Annotated in this window: 20 protein-coding genes; 5 read left to right on the top strand and 15 right to left on the bottom strand. The window is 48.1% G+C overall.

The features are described 5' to 3' along the window. The first annotated feature begins 6 nt into the window (after positions 1-6). Both AC2T15_RS05705 and AC2T15_RS05710 read left to right on the top strand, forming a co-directional pair. Positions 7-912 (top strand): ADP-ribosylglycohydrolase family protein, encoded by a 906-nt coding sequence (locus tag AC2T15_RS05705; RefSeq protein ID WP_486778963.1) that lies wholly within the window; start codon positions 7-9, stop codon positions 910-912. A 98-nt stretch (positions 913-1,010) separates the two neighbouring features. Then, positions 1,011-1,847, top strand: a complete 837-nt coding sequence (locus AC2T15_RS05710; RefSeq protein ID WP_486778964.1) for a DnaJ domain-containing protein — start codon at positions 1,011-1,013, stop codon at positions 1,845-1,847. A gap of 42 nt (positions 1,848-1,889) precedes the next feature. Here AC2T15_RS05710 and AC2T15_RS05715 read toward each other — a convergent pair whose 3' ends face one another. Genes AC2T15_RS05715 through AC2T15_RS05780 form a run of 14 tightly spaced genes read right to left on the bottom strand, consistent with a single transcriptional unit; the run spans position 1,890 to position 17,092 of the window. Further along, the gene (locus AC2T15_RS05715) at positions 1,890-2,843 is read right to left on the bottom strand and encodes a 5'-nucleotidase (protein ID WP_486778965.1); all 954 of its coding nucleotides are present in this window, start codon (positions 2,841-2,843) and stop codon (positions 1,890-1,892) included. A gap of 17 nt (positions 2,844-2,860) precedes the next feature. Next, positions 2,861-6,253 carry an AAA family ATPase gene (locus AC2T15_RS05720; protein WP_486778966.1) on the bottom strand — a complete coding sequence of 1,131 codons (3,393 nt, stop codon included), beginning with the start codon at positions 6,251-6,253 and terminating at the stop codon, positions 2,861-2,863. Then, positions 6,253-7,500, bottom strand: a complete 1,248-nt coding sequence (gene sbcD, locus AC2T15_RS05725) for an exonuclease subunit SbcD (RefSeq protein ID WP_053107800.1) — start codon at positions 7,498-7,500, stop codon at positions 6,253-6,255. Before sbcD ends, AC2T15_RS05720 begins: the two co-directional genes overlap by 1 nt. Before the next feature lie 28 nt (positions 7,501-7,528). Further along, positions 7,529-9,538 carry a transglutaminase TgpA family protein gene (locus AC2T15_RS05730; RefSeq protein ID WP_486778967.1) on the bottom strand — a complete coding sequence of 670 codons (2,010 nt, stop codon included), beginning with the start codon at positions 9,536-9,538 and terminating at the stop codon, positions 7,529-7,531. Then, complete coding sequence (locus tag AC2T15_RS05735; protein WP_486778968.1) at positions 9,531-10,484, bottom strand: DUF58 domain-containing protein; 954 nt, start codon at positions 10,482-10,484, stop codon at positions 9,531-9,533. Before AC2T15_RS05735 ends, AC2T15_RS05730 begins: the two co-directional genes overlap by 8 nt. Beyond that, complete coding sequence (locus AC2T15_RS05740; protein WP_286593572.1) at positions 10,485-11,402, bottom strand: AAA family ATPase; 918 nt, start codon at positions 11,400-11,402, stop codon at positions 10,485-10,487. It abuts the gene before it with no gap. Between the two features lie 19 nt (positions 11,403-11,421). Then, entirely contained in the window at positions 11,422-11,706 is a 285-nt protein-coding gene (locus AC2T15_RS05745; protein ID WP_053107801.1) for a hypothetical protein, read from the bottom strand. Further along, positions 11,706-12,806 (bottom strand): AI-2E family transporter, encoded by a 1,101-nt coding sequence (locus AC2T15_RS05750; protein WP_486779023.1) that lies wholly within the window; start codon positions 12,804-12,806, stop codon positions 11,706-11,708. Before AC2T15_RS05750 ends, AC2T15_RS05745 begins: the two co-directional genes overlap by 1 nt. A gap of 23 nt (positions 12,807-12,829) precedes the next feature. Next, positions 12,830-13,636 carry a DUF4892 domain-containing protein gene (locus AC2T15_RS05755; RefSeq protein ID WP_286593570.1) on the bottom strand — a complete coding sequence of 269 codons (807 nt, stop codon included), beginning with the start codon at positions 13,634-13,636 and terminating at the stop codon, positions 12,830-12,832. Beyond that, positions 13,637-14,296, bottom strand: coding sequence for a glutathione S-transferase family protein (locus AC2T15_RS05760; RefSeq protein ID WP_486778969.1), 660 nt, complete (start codon positions 14,294-14,296; stop codon positions 13,637-13,639). Positions 14,297-14,322: 26 nt separating this feature from the next. Then, positions 14,323-15,198, bottom strand: a complete 876-nt coding sequence (locus AC2T15_RS05765) for an alpha/beta fold hydrolase (RefSeq protein WP_486779024.1) — start codon at positions 15,196-15,198, stop codon at positions 14,323-14,325. 47 nt (positions 15,199-15,245) lie between these two features. Next, positions 15,246-15,731: a phosphohistidine phosphatase SixA gene (gene sixA / locus AC2T15_RS05770; RefSeq protein ID WP_053102395.1), complete on the bottom strand. Its 486-nt coding sequence runs from the start codon at positions 15,729-15,731 to the stop codon at positions 15,246-15,248. A gap of 2 nt (positions 15,732-15,733) precedes the next feature. Continuing rightward, the gene (locus AC2T15_RS05775) at positions 15,734-16,063 is read right to left on the bottom strand and encodes a DUF4389 domain-containing protein (protein WP_286593566.1); all 330 of its coding nucleotides are present in this window, start codon (positions 16,061-16,063) and stop codon (positions 15,734-15,736) included. Between the two features lie 12 nt (positions 16,064-16,075). Continuing rightward, on the bottom strand, positions 16,076-17,092 hold the full coding sequence (locus AC2T15_RS05780; protein ID WP_053099575.1) for an NAD(P)H-dependent glycerol-3-phosphate dehydrogenase: 1,017 nt from the start codon (positions 17,090-17,092) through the stop codon (positions 16,076-16,078). A 293-nt stretch (positions 17,093-17,385) separates the two neighbouring features. Here AC2T15_RS05780 and AC2T15_RS05785 point away from each other — a divergent pair, with 293 nt between their 5' ends. The 3 genes from AC2T15_RS05785 to AC2T15_RS05795 all read left to right on the top strand — a co-directional run bounded on the left by AC2T15_RS05785 (position 17,386) and on the right by AC2T15_RS05795 (position 20,073). After that, positions 17,386-18,879: an ATP-binding protein gene (locus tag AC2T15_RS05785; protein ID WP_486778970.1), complete on the top strand. Its 1,494-nt coding sequence runs from the start codon at positions 17,386-17,388 to the stop codon at positions 18,877-18,879. A 63-nt stretch (positions 18,880-18,942) separates the two neighbouring features. Then, on the top strand, positions 18,943-19,572 hold the full coding sequence (lexA, locus tag AC2T15_RS05790; protein ID WP_486778971.1) for a transcriptional repressor LexA: 630 nt from the start codon (positions 18,943-18,945) through the stop codon (positions 19,570-19,572). A gap of 15 nt (positions 19,573-19,587) precedes the next feature. Further along, a complete protein-coding gene (locus AC2T15_RS05795; protein WP_486778972.1) occupies positions 19,588-20,073 on the top strand; it encodes a cell division inhibitor SulA in 486 nt (161 codons plus the stop codon). A 93-nt stretch (positions 20,074-20,166) separates the two neighbouring features. On the opposite strand, the gene gltX is transcribed toward AC2T15_RS05795, so the two are convergent. Beyond that, a complete protein-coding gene (gltX, locus tag AC2T15_RS05800; protein ID WP_486778973.1) occupies positions 20,167-21,651 on the bottom strand; it encodes a glutamate--tRNA ligase in 1,485 nt (494 codons plus the stop codon). Positions 21,652-21,745 lie beyond the last annotated feature (94 nt).

The raw sequence follows: 21,745 nt of genomic DNA on the forward strand, positions 1-21,745 counted from the left end.
GTTCTAATGTCACTCTCAGATCGCGCCCTTGGCTGTTTACTTGGCTTAGCCATTGGTGATGCGTTAGGCACTACCTTGGAGTTTTGCCCACGCGACAACTACCCAGCGCTGACGGATATGGTTGGCGGCGGCCCTTTTCAACTACAGGCAGGCCAATGGACCGATGATACCTCGATGGCGTTATGCTTGGCCGATAGTTTATTAGCCCAGCAAGGCTTTGATCCTGCCGACCAAATGCAGCGTTACCTTAACTGGTATCGCTCAGGTGAACGCAGCAGTACCGGGCAGTGCTTTGATGTGGGTTGTACCGTAGAAGATGCGCTGCTTAGTTTTGAGCAAAATCAAAGGCCGTATGCCGGAAGCACTGATCCCTATAGTGCTGGTAATGGCAGCTTAATGCGCTTAGCCCCGATTGCCTTGTATTATCATCGCTCACTGGCCAATACCTTGCATTACGCTAAGCTCAGTTCGCTAACCACCCACGGCGCGCCCGAGGCAGTAGAAGCCTGCGTGCTGTTTGCTTGGCTATTAAATGCCTGCCTATATCAAACTTACCCTAGCATTCAGCAGCTATTAACCGCCCCTGCGCTAACGCAACTGAATCTGCAATGCCCCAAGCTGCAAGCCATTGCTAAGGCTGATTATTTAACTAAAACACGCACCGAAATTCATAGCAGTGGTTATGTGGTTGATAGTTTAGAAGCCGCGCTCTGGTGCTTTGCGCAAACCGACAACTTTGATCAAGCGGTACTGATGGCGGCCAATTTAGGCGATGATGCCGATACCGTAGCGGCTATTTGTGGGCAAATCGCTGGCGCGTGGTATGGACTTAACGCAATTAATCCAAGCTGGCGCCAACGCTTATACCTAGCCGATGAATTGCAAACCTTAGCTAAGCAGCTTGTCGCCTAGCTAGGTAACACGATCGATTTACTCGGATTAGCGCCGCTATTTAGCTTATACTTTGCCAGTACCAGACAGAATCAATTTTTAAGAGCGCTCTTAACTTAATGGCTAAATTCTTTTTATTTTTTATTCTTTTTATTTTATTTCTGATCATTCGCGCGCTTTATAGAGTGACCCGCACCGCGATTGATGCCGGCAAAGCCGCTTATGACTCAGTGACTAATAGCCGCAATTTTGATGAAGCCTATCAAAACTTTGCCAAGAACCTTAACCAGTCACGCAATTCGCGCCGCCAGTCAGCTAAACATAGCCAGCTTCAGTTATTAGAAGAAGTGGTGGCGTTAATGGCTAAGGTTGCGGCCAGTGATGGTCGCGTCAGTCGTGCTGAAGTGGAGTATATGAGCGATACCATTGTCAGTATGACCGATAGCCTACGCGCTGCAGGCGTACAGCCAAGCATTACCGAGCAGATTAAACAAAACCTGTTTAGCCTGGCCAACTCAGCTAAACGCGATAACCAACCGCTGGCTTATTACACGCGTATACTCGCGCGCACTGATACTGAGCTGCGCAAACGGGTAATGCTGCAACTAATTAGCTTTGCCAGTATTGATGGCATGAGCCAAAATAAATTACAGCTATTAGTCAGCATTGGCGCTAACCTAGGCTTTAATTCAGCAAGCGTACAACAGTTTATCCAGCAGGTCTTTGGTAATAGCCAGCAAGCCGAAGCAAAAACCACTAATCCCTATGAGGTCTTAGGCTGCCAAGCAAGCGACAGCTTCGATACCATCAAACTCGCCTACCGCCGTCTAGTAAAAAAGTACCATCCCGACTACATGCACGGCCAAGGTGCCGACGACGAAGCCGTTCAACAAGCCACGCAAAAAATCCAAGAAATTAACGCGGCTTATGAGTTGATTAAGAAGATGAGGGGGTAATGTGCTCATCTTCAGTTACTAGCCATAGGTAAACCGTGTCTTTTACGAATTATAGTTTTCTATAGGCGTATTAGCGACACCGAAAGGGATATGAACAGAGGCGATAGAGTCTGCTGTTTTTTCAACATGAGTTACTTGATCATCAAAGAAAATATGGGGCTGCAAGATTTCTAGCACTTTTCTTTTTTCGATCCCTCCCAGAAAAAACGCCTCATTAATTGTCTCTATACCCCACGAGCGCAATGAATGTATCACTCTTTTATGAGCAGGAGCATTTCGTGCGGTAACGATAGATATCCGTAGTCTACTTCTATATTCTGGATGCGCTGCCTGATACTTTAACTCTACACTTTGCAACCTATAAAGTTGTTTTAATAATCTATGAAGAGGTCCGATATTGGCAGGTTGTTCAGCTAAATTACTTTCATTTTCAATGAATGCGGGTAATCCACCTTCTTTGAAAACTTTTTCAGAAGCATCATCAGCAATAACCCCATCAAAATCAAACGCAATCCTTAGTTCTTGATCATTTTCAAAGTCTACTATTTGTCCTTTTAGTATAAGTCCCGCAGGATAGCCCGCATTAATTGCCTGGTTAACATCAGCTTCATTTGCAGATAAAAAAAGACTAATGTTAAGCGCATTTATATATTTGTGAGGTGTTCTTCCCTGCAAAAAAATAGCTCTTTTAATATCAAGATTATAATGCTCAATAGAGTTCATAACTCGCAACCCAGTATTGGGATCATTACGAGATAATAAAATTACTTCTACAAATGGCTTTTCTTTTGGAAAAATACTATTAATACTTAGCAACCGCTGAATAAAAGGAAAAGCAACTCCTTTTTCTAAAGGCGTATTTTCATTTAGTTTTTGATACGTACGGTACTCCAGCTCTCCTTGTGTTCTAAATACTTGATCAGATTCCTCTAAGTTAAATAAAGCACTCGACGCTAAACCTATCACTAGCTTTTGCTCTAAACTATATCCACTCATTCTTATCTCCTTATAATTTAGCCTCTAAACCTCTCATCCAACCGACTCATCCCCATGCCCTGCCCTTTACTGACTTTAATTTGCACTGGAATACGTTCTTTAAGGGCTTCGACGTGGCTAATGACGCCTACCATTTTGCCGCTAGCATTTAGGTGATCGAGGGCTTCTAGGGCGATATCCAGGGTTTCGCTATCAAGGGTGCCAAAGCCCTCATCAAGAAAAAGTGATTCAATTTTGGTTTTATGACTCACTAAATCAGACAGCGCGAGCGCTAAAGCTAAACTCACTAAAAAACTCTCACCGCCGGATAAGGTTTTAACATCCCGCACCGCATCGGCCTGCCAGGTATCTTCAATGGCTAGCTCTAACTCTTTATTCGACTGGCGCACCAATACATAACGTCCATGCAAACGAGCTAAATGCTGATTAGCCAAATAAGTTAGCTGATCTAAGGTAATACCCTGCACATAGCGTCGGTATTTAGCACCATCAGCCGAGCCAATTAAGCCATCTAAACGTGCCCACTGCTCACACAGCGCCTGTTGCTGTGCTATTTGCTGCTGTACGCCAGCTACCGTAGTGCGTTGTGCCTGATCATTTTCCAGCTTGCTGGTAATCGAACCAAATTGTTGATGCAGTGTAGTCAGTTGCGCTTCTAGAATTAGCAGTTGTTGCTCAATTTCTGCCAGCGTAAATTGAGGCTGGCTGGACTCATGCTTAAAGCGAGCCAATTGAGTTTCTGCTTGCTGCAGCTGCACTAAAGACAGCTGCTGTTGCTCAGTCAGTATTTGTAATGTTTGCTCAATCGTTGCCACTTGCTCAGCCGACAATAACGCCGCGCTAAACGCAGCCTCACTGGCAAAGCCCTGTTCTGCTAATACGCTCTGCCATTGCTGTTCTTGCTCAGCTAATTGCTGTTGCTGCTGTTGTAATTGTTGCTGCAGTAATTCAAGTTGTGAGTGTTGCTGCTGATAGCGAGCCAACAATTGATTAAATGCCTGCTGCTCAGGCAAGGTTAATGGCGCGCAGTCCTCAGTCAGCACAGTTTCGGACAAGGCTAACAGCTCGGCTTGAGCCTGCCAAAAGGTCAGCTGCTGAGCTAACTGCTGTAACTTAGCCTCTTGCTGAAGCGTACTTTTTTCCAGCTCAACCAGCTCAGTTTGCCACTGCTGCGCTTGCTTTAAATTCTGCTGCTGCGCTTGTAGCCATGTTTTAACCGCGGCGTAATCAGCCAAAGCTGCCGTAACCTTGGCTGCAGCTAGTTGCTGCAACAAAGCATTTTGCTTAGTTTGTTCAGCCTGCTGCTTTTCTGTCCGCTCAGTAGTTGCTTGACTTAACTGCAGCTCGTACTCAGTTAAACGTTGAGTTTCAGTCATTTGCTGAGTAGTTAGCTGCTGCAGAGCAATGGCTGCCTGTTGCTTAGCCGCCATGAGTTGTTCATGCTGCTGAGTAAAATGGCTTAAGCTGTGTAACTGCTCGGTTTGCTGGGAAATTAATGCTGTCAGCTCGCTGCCCGAGCTAATAGCTAATTGAGCTAGGCAGTCAGCTAGTTGTTGCTCAAGCGTCAAGACTGCTGGTTGTAACTCATCAATGCGCGCTTGGCTATTAGCTTGTTCAGTGCGTAACTGTACCTCTTGATTACCAAGCAACTTGCCCTCGTTGGTCAGTTGCTCTAACTGCTCCTCTAACTGCTGTAAGGCCTGTTGCGTGGTAGAAGGATCAACAGTCTGATACTGCGAAACACTGGGATGCTCTAAGGAGCCACACAGCGGACAAGGCTCATCGGCCTGCAGTTGAGCACGATACTCTGTTAGCGACTGCACGGTTCGCTCAAGCTCATAAATTCGTTGCTGATCTTTTTTCTGCTGATTCAGCTGCGTCCAGCGTTCACGTAGTGCCACTAACTGTGCCGATAGCTGCTGTAATTGCTGCGTTTTTTCAGTAACAAGCTGCTGCTGATGCTGCAGCGAGTGAGCCATATTGCGCTGATCATCCAGCAGCTTTTTTGCCGTAGCAGCGGTTTGTAGCTGCTGGTTTAGCTGCTGACTGTGCGCCAATAATGAATCAGCACGATCTGCCCAATAGGGATAGCGCAGCTTCAGTTCTGCTAATTGCTGCTCAATGTGCCGTACTGCTTGCTCGTGCTCTGGCTGCTGCTGGCTCAACTCCGCCACCACTTGCTGCTGTTTTAGCTGGGCTTGCTTAGCTTTTGCCTGGTGAGTATCAGCGGTTTGCAGCTGATCAATGGCGCGTTGCCATTCACCGAGTTGCTGCTCCCAGTCACTAAAATATGGTGCGAGTTGCAAAACTGATTGCTGCTCGGCGATTTGCTGTTGCAAATGGCGCTGCTGGGTTAATGCCAACGCCTGCTGTTTTTGTATGCTGGCTTGCGCCTGTTGTAAATACTGCAGCGCCTGCTGAACTTGCTGGGTGAGCTCGGTTTTAAGCGCGGGCAAAGCATGCTGCGCAGTCGTCACTGCCTGTTGCTTAGCCTGATACTCCTCGCGCGCTCTAGCTAGCTGCTTAAATTCGGGGCACAGCTTGGCTGCTGGCTGATGGCGTTTAAGCTGTAATTGCTCAGGCTCTGCCGCTTGCAACTGTTGCATCGCTTGCTGTTGCGCTTGTTGCTTCTCGCTGATGATCGTGGTTAAACGCTGTAATTGCTCATACCATTTTTGATCAGCTTGTAAGCATTTTTGCACACTTCGTTGCTGTTCTGTTTGCTGAGTAATTTGCTGCTGCTGAGCTTGCAGTTCTTGAACTTGCTCAGCACTTAATAAGGCTAAATGCTCAGTTTGTGCTTGCAAGCGCTTAACCACTTCTTTTTGCTCACGATGCTGCTCAAAGACTTTTTTCGAGATTTCGCCATAAATCTCGGTGCCGGTCAGTTGCTCCAATAATTCCGCCCGCTCACTGCTTTTAGCTTCTAAAAAGGCAGCAAAACCACCTTGGGCCAGCATCATCGATTTAGTAAAGCGCGCAAAGTCTAGCCCAGTTAGCTCTTCAACTAACTTAACTTTCTCACTGAGTTTATTAGTCAAAATGCTGCCATCGGCAGTGACTAACTCAGCATGGGCTGGCTGCAATTTTCCGTTAGCCGAGTTCTGCGCTCGATGCTGACTCCAAAATGCCCGGTAACGCTTACCCTTAATTGCAAACTCTACCTCGGCCAAACACTCAGCGGTGGAGCGAGTCATTAACTCGTTGCTGTTGGCCGAAATGATGCCCATTCGCGGCGTGCGATGATACAGGGCCAAACAAATCGCATCGAGCAACGTAGTTTTACCCGCGCCCGTCGGGCCAGTAATAGCAAATAAGCCGCCTTGAGCAAAAGGCGCTTGGGTAAAATCAATTTTCCACTCGCCCTTTAGCGAGTTCAGATTTTTAAGCCGTAAAGTTAAAATACGCATCAGACTGACTCCGACTTATCTGGCGAACTGACGGAGGCTTCAGCCAGCGGATCCAGTAACTGAGTTAACACCTGTTGATGCAGCTGCTCTAACTGCTGTTGCTGCGCTGAGGTGAGTTGCTCCTCAGCCAAACGCTGGGCAAATACTTGCTCGACACTCAATTCGGCCAAACTGGTTTGGCTATCCTCACTGGTCAAACTAGTTGCTGCTGAGCGCTGGCGTTTAATCCGTAATACCTCAAGCGGCAAACCCTCGCACAGCGTGTCAATGCGCTGGGCAAGACTGGTTAAATAAGCCTCATGCTGCACTTCTATTTCCAGCCAAGCGCCAGGGCGATCTATAGCCACCTGCTGTAATTGCTGCTCAATGGCTGATAAATCGCCGACGATACGCACTAATGGCTGAAACAATGGCACGGTTAATTCTTCAATAGCCACTACCTGCTCTTTAGCGCACTCCACCAGCACCACTTGCTTATCACGCCCGACCTCATCAAAACTCAGCGGAATTGGTGAGCCGCTGTAACGCACATGGGCTTGCCCAGCCACTTGCTGTGGCCGGTGAATATGCCCCAATGCAATGTAATCGGCTGGCGGAAAAGCATCGCTAGGAAACGCTTTTAAATTGCCCACATAAATATCCCGCACCGACTCACTCAAGCTAGCGCCCAAGGTGGTGAGATGTCCGGTTAAAATAATCGGTAGTTGCAAACGCTGTTCAGCCAGAAAAGCTTGGGCCGCAGCAAACAGTTGCTGATAGTGCGCGGCAATCGCTTGTTGCAGCGCCTGTTTTTTCTCAACGCTAGACTCCCCAGCTTGGCTTAACAGCATATCCCGAGGGCGCAAAAAAGGGATCGCTGCCACTAAGGCAAAGGGCTGTTGTTGCCGAGATAACAACACCAGTTGCTGAGTTAACTCGTCTGCCGGTTGAGTGATCACCCGCGTTGAGAGCTGAGCTAACAGGTTTTTGCTCTCATTAAGCACTGCTACTGAGTCATGATTACCGGCCAGCACAATTAACTGACAATCTAGCTGGTGTAAATCAATCACCAACTGGTTATATAGCTCACGGGCATAACTCGGCGGTGTGCCAGTATCAAACACATCGCCAGCGACAATAATTGCACTGATCTCATGCTGCTTAACTTGCTCAAGCAACCAAGCAAAAAAAGCACGATGTTCAGGCAAGCGGGACTTGCCCATAAAGTTTTGCCCTAAGTGCCAGTCCGAGGTATGCAAAAAACGCATGCGTATTCCCTTAATTAAGTTTTATGAGTTAACCCCTGCTATTTTTAGCTGCTTTTTTTGCCGCCCGCCATTGTTGGTTAAACTCGTGCCTTGAGATGGTTTTTCCTGCGTATTGCTGGGCTTCTAGGGTAGTTAAAAACCGCACGATAGGCTCAGCATTAGGCAAATCAGCGACCTGTTGTCGATAGGCGTGCAAGCCTTGACTGCTGGAGTAGCTAATACCGCGTTTTAACAACAGCTGCTGTAATGCGGCTAAACGTGCCAAGGGAAGATTGCTTGGCTGTTGCCAGGGCTTGCTTAATCCAAGCCATAACAGCAACAGCAGAAACAAGGTACCTATCAGCAGCCCGCTGCCAATCTGCACCCAGTCCACCCGCCCCAACCACTGGCTTAACCAGTTGAGTTGACGCTCTCGCTGATACCCCAACACCTTACTTTGCCAAAGGTGATTTAGGTTTTCCCACTCCATGCGCATGCTGGTCAGCCAGCCAACATGGCTAAAGCGTAACGCTGAAAATGTATCTTGCGCCAAAAATTCTGATTGATCTGATAAAGCTTCCTGTAACCCCAGATCAATCCGATTCGGTGCCACCTGAAAGGTCGGATCAGCGGTAATCCAGCCCTTACCGGCAAGCCAATACTCGACCCAGGCATGGGCATCAAACTGGCGGACCTGCACAAAGTTGCCTTTTTGGTTGATTTCACCGCCTTGATAACCTGTCACGATCCGCGCTGGAATCCCCGCAGCACGCAATACAAACACCATGGCACTGGAGTAATGCTCACAAAACCCACTCTGGGTGTCGAATAAGAACTCATCTACCGTGTGCTGCCCTAACTTCGGCGGCTTCAGTGTGTAATGGAAAGGGGCTTGATTAAAGTGCCGTAAAACGGCCTGCACTAATTGCTCTGGCTCTGGGTACTGCGCGCTCAATTGCTCGGCCCACTGTCGCGTGGCGGGGTTAGATTGTCTTGGCAGCTGCAGATTACGCTGCATCTCACGCGCAGATAACTGCAAATCACGTGCGGCCTGTAACCAAGCACTGGCGTTGTATTGATAAGCACTGTTGACCGGCGTACGGCGCTGCAGACGATAGTCATGCATTTGCCGCGCATCGGCTTGCTGGGTGGCTGATACATCCAAACTAAATAACCACGACTGAGAGGTGGGCTGCATAATCACACGGTAATCAACCCGCTCGCCTTGGGGTTGCCAGCGCGGCGCTTGAACATCATTGCGCCGCGGCGGATGGCTCCAAGCCCGACCATCAAAATAATCCATGGTCAGCGCACGCCAATACAGCTGATTTTTTTCTGGAATATCTCCGTCAAAACTCGCTCTAAATGCCAGCGCTGAAGACTGACTTAATTCTGCAATATCACCTGGCGCTAGGTTATCGGATAAACCAGTAGTGGCTTTATCACTGGGCTGAGGCAAACTCCACAATGGATCCAAACGGGGAAAAAATAAAAACAGCAGCACCATCAGCGGTACCGCTTGCAATAAGAGGAGACTGGCCGTTTTTAACGTGGTTTTTGGTTGTTCGCGGCGACTGCTAGGCTGTAAACCAATTAATGCCGCAATTAATGCAGTTAAGGGGAATAGGCTATAAATTGCAGCTAGCAATCCATCATCAAATAAGTAACTGGTGAGAACAATAAAAAAGCCTAAAAATATCACCACTAAGGCATCACGCTGGGTTTTCATCTCGATCAATTTGAGCGTGAAGGCAGTCACCAAGAGTGCCACGCCACCCTCAACGCCAATAATGCTGCCACGACTGATAAAGACCCCCGCTACACCGGCTAGCGCCAGTAGCAACTTGGTTAGCTTGCCAGGATAGAACGCACGCATGCGATAAATTTGCACCCGCCACAGCGCGCAAACCACCCAAACTAGGGCTGTCCACACCGGTAAATAAAATAAATGCGGGGTGACGGCTAGACACTGGGCAATTAAAATCCAAATGAGTCCTGAGCGCGGAATTAAAGGCGCGGCCGTTGTCTGTGTCACTCGCTGGGTAGCTGATTTAAGCATGACCCTCACCCACTAATGCCAATGCCTGTAAGCAAGCTTCTAAGTGCCCAAGCCCTTGTCCGGGGCCGATACTGGTCTGTGGCAAATGCAAACTAAAACTTTGCTGTTGCTCGGTTAAGGCCAACACATGATAGGTCAGCACTGAGAGTCGCTGCTCCACATCGCCACTTAAGCTGGCAAAATCTAACTGCTGCTGACTACCGGTCAGCTGATTAAACTCTTTAACCAACAGACCTTGACCACGGGACCAGGCTTTCCAGTTAATCCGGCGTAAGGACTCGCCGGCTTGCCATTGCCGAAGTCCTTCATAGTCATCAACGCCGGCTTGGCGCGCTTGGCTAGCCTGTTGATCTTGCTGCTCGCCCGCTACTTGACTGGCTAAAGGCAGGGCTAAAGGTTCAGGGTAAACCAGTGCCGATTGCTTCAGTTGAAAATGACTCCAGGCCTGCCAAATCCCCAAGGGGTAAGTGCTCACTAAGCGGATACTAGGCGCGACTAAACGCCCACGGCGTTGGCCAACTAAATGTAGCTGAACCACCTGCTCAGCGCCTTTAGCCAAATCCAACCACTGTGGTTGAGCGCCTTGCCAGCCAATACCTAATGCTAAGCGCTCAGCACCACGCGGCGAGTTTAATAGTTTGATCTGAAAGCCCGCAGCTTGCTTAAAAAAGCAGTGGCTGACCCCGGCCGGCTGCAACTGTAAACGCCATAAATTACGCCAAGTGTGTAATAGCGATAGCAAAGCTAAAGAGGCCAGTAAAAATGTCAGGCCATAGGCCATACTGTTTTGGTAGTTAATCGCCGCCAATAGCATCACAATCAATGCTAATAGCAAACCAAACCCCGCTTTAGTCGGCAGCACATAGATTTTGCGCGCCGTCAGCAACACCTCGCTGCTAGCCCTCGGTTTGCGCCAGCCTCTGTCTTTGCGTCCTTGGTTGCTCATCTATAGGGCCGGTACCGTAGTTAATAAGTGCTGGGTTAAGGCGCCACCTTGTAATTGCCCCTGCGCTGTTTGCTCTTGTAAGCGGTGCCCGACCACTGCCGGCAATACCTGCTGCACATCCTCAGGAATCACATACGCTCGTCCGGCTAAATAAGCCCAGGCCTTGGCCGCACTCAGTAGTGCCAAACTGGCACGGGGCGAGAGACCAAAGGTAAATTGCGGCTGAGTTCGGGTGGCATTGACTAAACGCAAAATATAATCCAGCAATGCATCGCTAGCTTGTACTTGCTGCACTTGCTGCTGAGCAAGACGCAATTGCTCAGCGCTTAGTAGCGGTTCTGCTTGCTGCAATTGCCGGCGTTGCCCGCTTTGTTGCAGCAGTTTTTTTTCTGCCACAGCGGCTGGGTAACCCAAAGAGATACGCATTAAAAAACGATCCAGCTGCGATTCAGGCAACGGAAAAGTGCCGCTTTGACTAGAAGGGTTTTGCGTGGCAATGACAAAAAATGGCTCTGGCAGCGGCCGCGTCTCTCCCTCAATACTCACCTGTCCCTCCTCCATCGCCTCTAATAAGGCGCTTTGGCTTTTAGGCGTAGCGCGGTTAATTTCATCGGCTAGCACTAACTCAGCAAAAATTGGGCCAGGATGGAATACAAAGGTACTGCTTTGCTGTTCAAAAATCGCTGTACCTAAAATATCGCCGGGCAATAAATCGGAAGTAAACTGAATCCGCTGATAGGATAATCCCAGCGCCTCCGCTAGGGCATGACTCAACGTGGTTTTACCCATGCCGGGTAAATCCTCTAGCAATAAATGCCCCTTGGCCAACAAACACGTTAGCGCCAAACGCACCTGCTGCGGCTTGCCTAATACCACCTGATTAATTGCTTCTAAACAGCGTTCTAATAGCGCCTGCATGATTTTCCTCTAGTGACGGTTAGCGTCCTGCCCGTGATTCACGAATATAAAAGCGTGCTTTTTGTGCTTTTTGTGTACAACCACGGTAGCCTTCAAATTGTTGCTGGGTTTTGGCCGCGGTTAATAAGGTTAAGGCTTTAGAGTAGCTGACGCTGCCGGCAAACCCTTCCACCTTGGCAATATCTAGCTCTTGCCAAGCGGCATCCAGTTGGCTGGCGCAACTACTACGGTGACTCACCTTGGCCGAGCAACCGGCTAGCGACAAACTGACAAACACCAATAACAGCGTACTACGCTTGAGCATTAGGCATCTCCTTGAGCATTCTTTTTCGGCTCGGTACAAGGCGCGGTGGTTTGGCCAAGTAATAAAGGTTGGCTAGTAGAAATCCAATCGCTGACCAAGCTATAAGCCACTGCCAGCAAAGTTGGGCCTAAAAATAAGCCCATAAAACCAAAGGCAAAGAGCCCACCAAAGACGCCCATCAGCACCACCACTAAGGGTAAATTACCGCCACGGCTAATGAGGTAAGGTTTTAAGAAGTTGTCTACGCTGCTGATCACCAAAAAGCCCCATAAACTTAAGAAAATTCCCATCCCCACTTGATCTTGCCAAAATAGCCAAGCCGCAGCGGGTGCCCACACCAAAGGGGGCCCCATGGGAATTAAGCTCAGCATAAAGGTCAAAATCGCCAGGAAAATAGCACCCGGTACACCTGCCACCCAAAAGCCAAACAAAGCGACCAAAGCTTGCGCCACCGCGGTTCCTATGACTCCATTCACCACTCGCTGAATAGTACCGGCAATTAATGTGGTGTAATGCTGGGCCCGGTCACCAATTAGGCGCTGCAATAAATCTTCAGCAAAGGCTGCTAAGCGCGGGCCATCGCGATAGAAGAAAAACACCAAAATAACACTCAGCGCTAGCTCTAAAATGCCTGCGCCAATTCGTGCACTGCGAGCTAATAACCAGTTACCTACTTGCCCGGTATAGGGCTTGATATTGGCTAACCAAACCGAGCCTTGTTTATCTAAGGTGCTCCAGTAAGCCACTAATCGATCACCAATAAATGGCACTTTTTCTAGCCATGTCGGCGCCTCGGGAATACCCGTAACCCTGAGGTTTTTAAACAGCTCCATTCCTTCACGAATATGGTCAGCAATGTTAAAACCGAGCCAAACTAAGGGCATAGCGATTAAGAAAATCCACACCCCAGTTAAAATAGCCGCCGCTAAACTGGTATTGCCCTTAAGTGCTCGGGTAAGCAAGCGCATAATCGGCCAGCTGGCAAAAGCTAAAACCGCGGCCCAAAATAACGCTGATAAAAACGGCATCAGCACCCAAATACAAGCAGCGAGTAAGGCTAACAGTAAAATCTGCGCCAACAAGCGATCATTATTAAACACTTTCATCCTTCGCTCTCATGCACTTAGCGCTTCTTTAAAATTAATCCAGGCGCTGGCTGGTTAGCATCGACTGCCAGTTGCTGTGGACGAACTCCGGCAGCCAACAAGGCCGCTTGCCAATCAGCGGCATAAGCGCCTTGCAAGGTCACTTGCAATAATGCATTACGCTTAATGCTGCGCGCTAACAACTGCACCCACTCAGGGCTTGGTGCTTGGGTTAAATGGGTCAGCGCTAACTCACCTTCTTTGTTGAGCTGTTTCAGCAAGGTGGCAGGCTCTGGTAAAAGATCACTCGGCAGGTGCTCCAATTGCATCTGTTCTTGGTGCAGATAGGAGCGGCCATTACCGCGCTTAATCGCATAAAAAGCGATCACGCTGACTTGCTGATAATCAGGGTCTTGCGGCAACAGCATTAAAGCATAAGCCTGATTATCATCAGGGCCGTATAACTGCGCGTTATTAAACACGCTATTGGCCCACAAACTACTAGCTCCACATTCACGACCCTCGCACCAGTACAGGGTATGTGCGCCCTGCTTGCGCCAATATTGGCGCACCTCGGCAAAGGCGCGCTCTGCACTATGTAATCCGGCAATTTGCCAAGTTTGGGTGGTTTTACTGCCAACGCCTCTCAGCTCAGCACTGTAACGCAAGTTACCACTGATGCGGCGCACAGAACCGGCAGGATAGACCTGTTCAGCCAATGCATACTCCGCCTGCTCTAACTCAGTCGCACCAGTAAAGGCTTCCAACTGCTCAACCTGTGCCTGCGCGACTGTACTGCTAAACAGCGCAGCCACTAACCAGGTGCATACACCATATTTATTCAATTAACGCACCACCATGCTTTTCGCATCAGTTAAGGATTGCTCTACAGGTCTACTCGGTGGTAGCTCAAGACCTTTTTGCACCGCTGGCCGCTCAGTTATTTGCTGTAACCAGCGAGCTAAATGAGGTAATCCCTCAATGCTAACCCCGGCCCAGTCGTACAGGGTCACCCACGGGTAAGTGGCGATATCGGCAATACTGTAGGTGCCCGCCAGATACTCCACTTCGGCTAAACGTGTATTAAGTACTTCGTACAAGCGGCGAGTTTCTTTTTGGTAACGATCAATAGCTGCTGGAATTTTCTCGGGAAAATAGCGATAAAACACATTGGCTTGTCCCTGCATTGGCCCTACACCACTCATTTGGAACATTAACCACTGCATAACTTGCGAGCGCTGTTTAGGCTCTTGTGGTAATAACTGCCCGGTTTTTTCAGCTAGGTACCAAAGAATAGCGCCCGACTCAAATACTGTGAAGTTATCATTATCTCGGTCAATAATCGCGGGAATACGGCCATTGGGGTTAATAGCTAAGAATTCAGGTGCTTTTTGCTCTTTTTTATCAAAAGATAAAACATGCAACTCATAAGGCAGCTGCATTTCCTCTAAGGCAATTGACACCTTATGCCCATTGGGGGTGGCTGCGGTATACAAATCAATCATCAGAAGGACTCCACTAACAAAGCCACTCAGCCTGCAACAGGGTGAGCAGCAAAAAATTGATTCAGGCACTCAGCAACGGCTGTGGCTCCTTTAGCATCATCTAAATGCAAATGGTGCCCGCCTGGTAATCGATGTTGCTGGTAAGGCAGCATCGCCAGGAAAGGCTCAAGTCCACGCTCTTGGAGCAAAATACCTTCAGTGGCTAAGATTAAGCACACCGGACATTTGACGGCTAAAGCAAAAGAAAGTGCATGGGCTTTAGTTAAGCGCAGCGGTGACGGTAAAGTTAAGCGGGCATCAGTATTCCAGGTAAAGCCACCGCGCACGGGGCTTAAACCGCGCTGCACCAATAACTCTGCTGCTTCCCGACTAACCGCAATTAATCCCTGCATCCGTGCTTTAATTGCACTTTCCACCGTAGGATGCACAGGCTTGCCCTTATCTTTTAAGGCAATTTGCGCCAGTAGCGCCTCACGCAATTTCTCTGGTGCTTCATCCGCTTCGCCAGTGTAAGGTGCTAAACCATCAATCAGTGCCACGCGCTCAATTCGCTCTGGCATCGCACCAGCTAATAACACCGAGACAATTCCCCCTAACGAGTGCCCAAGCAAGCTAAACTTATCCCACCCCAGATGCTCAGCCGCAAGAAAAGCGTCCATTGCATAATCCCATAACTGGTAGCTAGCATCTAAACTTCGGTGCTGCGAGTAACCGTGGCCGGCCATATCTAAGGCTACAATGCGTAGGCCTGGTAGCTGCGGCGCGAGGCGCTCAAAGCTCATGGCATTATCTAACCAGCCATGCAAAGCCAATACCGGCTCACCATCCGCAGGACCATAGACTTTAGCGGCTAATTCAATATGCGGAAGTTGGATGCGTATATCTTCTACCTGTTGCAACATAACCAAGGTTCACTCCTCAAGGCAGGCAGATCAGTTAATTCGTGCAATTAACGGGGAATATCTGCATGGAATATTTGTTTTAATTGTAAGCTTCCGGCACCTAACCAACTGCCTTCAAATTGTGCAAGACTAGCGGTACCAAAGGGAATCTGTTGCTTATGGCCATACTCCAGCCAACCAGCCAAATAACCCAACAAGGGTTGATGACTGACAATAAGCAGATGTTTGTACTGCGGGTAATAATTTTCCAGCCCATTCAGTACATCATGTACGCGATCATCTGGAGTAATCCACGGCACAGTGGTCACAGGCACAGCTGCACGCTGGCGATTTTCATAGAAACGATGTTGCACCACCTGGGTGGTTTCTTTCGCCCGCACATAAGGACTGGTCAGAATCATATCTAACGGCTGATCCACTAGCTGCTCTGCGATAAAACGCACCTGCTCAATCCCATAAGGCGTTAGTTTACGCGCTTCATCACTTTCGGCTTCAGGATGGGCTTCGCCATGTCGCAATAACCACAGTGTCATCTTTACTCCTTAGGGGCTGTCACCTCGGCTGCTGGACTAACTTTAGTTGCCTTTGGGGTCTCTGGCGCCGGCCAATCGGCGACCGGCCAAGGCTTTTCTTCTGTTTGAAAGGCGCCAAAGCGACCAATCTGCATTAAATACTGACTTAAGCTATCGCCCCATTGCATCAACCCCAAATGCGGCTGACCTTGAACCAGGCGATACACTAACTGTAATAACACCATCACCGCTAATAAAGGGGCTGCTATTTGCCAAGCCAGCAAGAATAGCAGCATCCACAGTATCCGAATGACCAATGACTCACGTTCTAAGCGCTTCGCTGAAGCTTGCATGTTGTTCTCCTCTTAACTAAAACCGGCAACGGTAATAAAGTCCACATCGGTTTTAGGTTCACCACTCATTAAACTACCAATCACCTTAGTTAAGGTTTGGCCTTCAAATAAAATCGCATGTAAAGCCGACACTAGCGGCATATACACCTCCAGCTCATCAGCCTTAGCTTTAAGCACTTTTAAGGTGTTAACTCCTTCTGCCACTTCGCCTAAGCGCTGCACTGCCTCTTCTAAACTACGCCCTTCACCTAAGGCATAACCTACTTGGTAATTACGGCTTTTCGGCGAAGTACAGGTCACAATCAAGTCACCAACCCCAGCCAAACCTAAAAAAGTCATTGGGCTGGCGCCTAAACGTACAGCAAAGCGCGTCATTTCTGCCAAAGCTCGGGTGATCAGCATGCTGCGGGTATTCTCCCCCATCCCTAAGGCGGCGGCCATCCCTGCAATAATCGCATACACATTTTTTAACGCACCGCCCAACTCGACCCCGTAACGATCACTGCTGGCGTACACCCGAAAAGTCGAACCATGCAGCACCTCCTGCACTTGCTGGCACAGCGCCTGATCTTCACTGGCAATCACAGTCGCAGTTAACGCACCGGCTGCCACCTCTTTAGCTAAGTTAGGACCGGATAAAACCCCTACCCGTGCTTTAGGCACAATTTGCTCAATGATTTGGCTCATTAATAAAAAGCTATCCGCCTCAATCCCTTTAGTGGTACTAATCAAGCCCTTACCTGCTAATTGCTCGGCATAAGGTGTGAGTACTTGGCGTAAGGCCGTAGATGGCAAGGCAACAAAAATCAGCTCACAAGCTAATGCCTCGGCAATTTCACTGGTTGGCTGTACGCCATCCTGCAGCGGCACTCCCTGTAAATACTTAGGGTTTTTCCGCTCAACTTGCATGGTTTGCGCTTGCTGTTCATCGCGCATCCATTGAATAACGGGGTGGTTATTGCTCGCTAATAAGTTGGCAACAGCAGTTCCAAAACTACCACCACCAAGAACTGCAATTGGTTTGCTCATGGGTATCCACTACTCGTTTAGCCAAAATGGCGATGGCGGCATTATACGTTGCAATCCAGCCATTATCAGTAGCTTTTGCAAGATAATCATTTAGAATTAAATCCATGAACGAGCAAAGAGGCCCTCTTTACGAAGTCATTCAGAGTGATAAATTTTACTTGCTAGCACTCTGGGTCCCTTAGACATGAACCAACACTTTAAGCTCGCTATCATTATTTTGTAGCAATGATCGCCATTTCTATAATTTATCTTTTTCGCTCTCATATTTTTAAGTACTGATAGCTAGGTGTTCAATGACTCTTTTACAGCGCTGGCATACCGGAACTATTCACCGCCATACCTTAATTGTCAGCTTAGTCCCTGCATTATTAATTGCTACTTTACTAACGACTTACTTTACTTACTCACGCTTCCAAGACTTACAGCAAGGCCTACTCACTACTGGTCAGTTATTAGCTAACCAGATTGTTCCAGCTGCTGCGTATGGCCTGGAATCTGGTAATTTTGCTTATTTACAAACTTTAGTTAGTGCCGCCTCCAGTACCCAGTATGTGCGTTGTATTAATGTCTATAATCAAGACAATCAAAAAATTGCATCCATCACAAAAAGCTGCCCTGATTACAAACAATCTTTTAAGTTTGACGCTCCTATTTACCAGCACTCCACTGAGCCGGATACCCATGAGGTAGCTACGCCCCCCATTCCTAAACAAAAAAAACTGCTAGGAAGAGTCGTTGTAGTGATGACTGACGTTCAGTTACGCAAGGAACAGCAACAAAGCTTATTGCAAGCCAGCTTATTAAATGGCTTTGCTTTTATGCTAACTTTATTATTAGCTCATGCACTATCACGTAGCCTATCTCTGCCCTTAAAACGCATGAGTTACTCTCTAAAAGCCATGCAGCAAGGGAATTACAGCCCAGTTAAAGTTACACGCTATACCGGTGAAATTGGCGAACTAGCTAACAATATTAATCGACTGGCTGAAGACCTAAGCCAAGCCAAAAAAGATCAGCAGATTCAGTTACTGCAAGCCACTAAAGCCTTGGAAGAAGCTGAACATGCGAACCGCAGTAAATCAGACTTTTTAGCTATGATGAGCCATGAATTGCGTACGCCAATGAACGGCATTTTAGGCATGCTACAGCTACTTGAAACCACTGAGCAAAGCAGTGAGCAAAAAGAATACACCCAGTTTGCCACCACTTCAGGCCAACAGTTGCTACAAGTCATTAATAATATTCTTGATTTTTCCCGTCTCGAGCATCATGCCATCGGCTTAGAGTATTTATCCTTTAACTTGAAAGAGTTATTTGATCAAGCCTTTAAGCCATTTGAGTTAGAAGCTAAGCAGCGTAAGCTCGATTTCAGCGTAACTTATAGCCCCCTAGCCCGCGATAGCTTCTTACTGGGCGACCCGACACGTATTAAGCAGGTGTTAGTCAACCTAGTCAGTAATGCCTTTAAATTTACCGAACACGGCTTTATTAAAGTCAGCTGCCAAGCCTTTATGAAAAATAAGCACAACTTGGATTTAGCCATTAAGGTGACCGATAGTGGCATTGGTATTGCTAAAAGCCGTATTAAGTATATGTTTGATGCCTTTAGCCAAGCCGACAGCTCTATTTCTAGGCGTTATGGTGGCACCGGATTGGGTCTATCCATCTCCCATAGTTTGGCCGTACAAATGGGCGGCACCCTGACCTGCTCTAGCCAAGAGCAAGTAGGCACACTGTTTATGCTGAAAATTCCGCTACAAATTGATCAGGCCAAAACACAGGAATAACTTGCCCTCAGCAAAACACTGTATATAATACCAGTCATACAGTACTTAATGAGGGCGAACACCATGAAGCTAACTAAGCGCCAAGCAGAGATATTGGCATTTCTCAAAGAGTGGATTGAGCAACACGGCTATCCACCTACCCGCGCTGAAATCTCTCAAGCCCTTGGTTTTCGCTCGCCCAACGCAGCTGAAGATCATTTACGCGCACTGGCCCGAAAGCAAGCAATTGAAATGATTCCTGGTGCCTCGCGTGGCATTCGCATCATTGAAGACGAACTAACAGCAGCGCCTGATCTTAGCTTAGCCCTTAACGATCATGAGCTGCCAATTATTGGTCAAGTTGCTGCCGGACAACCCATTTTAGCCCAAGAACATATTGAAACTACCTGTGCAATTAGCCCTAATTTTTTTAAACCCAAAGCTGATTATTTGCTGCGCGTTAAAGGCAGCAGTATGCAAGACATTGGCATCCTAGACGGTGATTTGCTGGCAGTGCATAAAACCCAGCAAGCAAAAAATGGCGACATTGTTGTAGCCCGCATCGATAACGAAGTCACCGTTAAGCGCTTTAAGCGCGAAGGCAATACTGTTTGGTTAATTGCTGAAAACCAAGATTTCGCCCCGATTGAAATTGATCTAAGCCATGAAGAGTTAGTGATAGAAGGCTTAAGTGTCGGTGTGATCAGGCACTAACTGGAGAAACCTACCATGCAAAACTTAAACAGCAATCGTGTGGTGCAGAGCCTGCCCCTGTCAATTTTGCGCAAACCAGCACTCAATCAAAGCCTGCCGCTTGGTGAACCCAAATTAGGCATAGCTCAAGAGGCCTTTAGCGAGCTGATTATCAGTGGTGGCAAGCAGCAGTTTTTAGCGCTGTTAGCACCCGTATTACAGTCCTTAAGCCATGAACAAGCCGACCGCTGGTTAACCTTGGTAGCACCACCTGAAACTATCAGTAATCAGTGGCTCCGCTCGATCGGAGTCAATCCACAGAAAACCATGGTGATCAGCGATCGCTCACCAGCAAAAGTGATGAAAATTTTACGCCAAACCCTGAGCTTAGGGCTAAGCCATACCGTAGTTAGCTGGATTGATGTGATGCCTGAAGGCCTAAAACAACAGCTCAGTCGTCAGGCGGCTTACACCCAAAGCAAGTGGCTTAATATTAAGCACCCCTTCACTCTCGCCTGCTAAGTTCATCTCCTAACTGGGCAATAACAATGCCCGCCGCACCTACTCTGGGCGACGGGCCTTGAAATTTACACAATAATCAGTGCAGCATCAGCCTTAAGCCAAAGCGACCTTGTATTGCTTCTCCCATTCTTTAGTTTCTTTTTTCGAGGCGCCCCCCAAAAACTCTAGGGCTTGGCGCAAACGGAAACGAGTTAAATCCGGGCCTAAAATCGCCATGGCATCTAACACCGAAACCGAGCTGCTTGAACCGGTAATCGCCGGGAACATTAACGGCATAATATCCCGCAATTTTAGCTCTAGCGCCGCACCAACTTCATTAATACAGGCCATAATCGCGTCTTTATCCCATTGACGCTGCGCTTCTAAACGCCACAACACAAACTGCAACACCTGACGCACTTGCTTTTCATCGAGCTTTTTATGCGCAAACAATTCTGCATTTAAAGGCACGCCAGCGGTAAAGAAAAAGTTTGCTAGGGGCGCAATTTCACTGAAGGTTTCTACCCGTCCTTGCACATGGGGGGCAATTTGCATGAGGTATTCAGGATTAAATGCCCACTGCTGCACTTGCTGAACAAAGTCTTCAACGCTTAACTCACGCAACCACTGACCGTTTAACCAAGACAGTTTCTCAATATCAAACACCGGGCCACCTAAGGAAACACGGCTTAAGTCGAAGTTTTCAATCATTTCTTCAAGGCTAAATTTTTCACGCTCATCGGGCATCGACCAGCCCATACGCCCCAAGTAGTTCAGCATGGCTTCTGGCATAAAGCCCATACGCTCATAAAACGTAATTGAGGTTGGATTTTTACGCTTAGAGAGCTTACTTTTATCAGGGTTACGCAGCAGCGGCATATAGCACAATACAGGCTGTTCCCAGCCAAAATACTCATACAGCTTAATTAACTTCGGCGCCGAAGGCAGCCACTCTTCGCCGCGTAGCACGTGAGTGATCCCCATCAGATGATCATCTACCACGTTGGCTAAAAAGTAAGTAGGCAACCCATCGGCTTTCATGAGCACCTGCATATCCATGCGGTCCCAGCCAATTTCGACTTCGCCACGCAGCATATCCTTAACCACGCAGACCCCTTCGGTCGGTACCCGCATCCGAATCACGTGGGATTCACCTGCCGCTACTCGTGCTTGCGCTTCACTCGGGTCAAGGTGTGAGCAATGCCCATCATAGGCCGGTGTTTGCTTATTGGCCATTTGCTCGGCACGTACCGCATCTAAGCGTTCAGCAGAACAGAAGCACGGAAAGGCATGGCCCTTAGCGACTAATTCATCTGAATATTTTTTATAGATTTCACCGCGCTCACTTTGACGATAAGGACCATGGGGACCACCGACATCGGGGCCTTCATCCCATTCAATCCCTAACCAACGTAAGGCATCGTAAATCTGTTGTTCAGACTCTTTGCTCGAGCGAAGTTGGTCGGTGTCTTCAATTCGCAAAATGAATTGGCCGCCGTGCTGGCGCGCAAAACACATATTAAACAAAGCAATATAAGCCGTTCCTACGTGGGGATCACCGGTAGGAGAAGGAGCGACACGGGTTCTAACAATAGTCATGAAGGCTCTCAAGTAAGCGAGTTAAAAATAAACAGCGCGTGAAAATAAAGGCCTAGCATAGCAAAAATAGTGTTTTGGCTCTAGACGCATGCAC

It is taken from the genome of Thiopseudomonas sp. SA1F2-1K, from assembly GCF_057443035.1.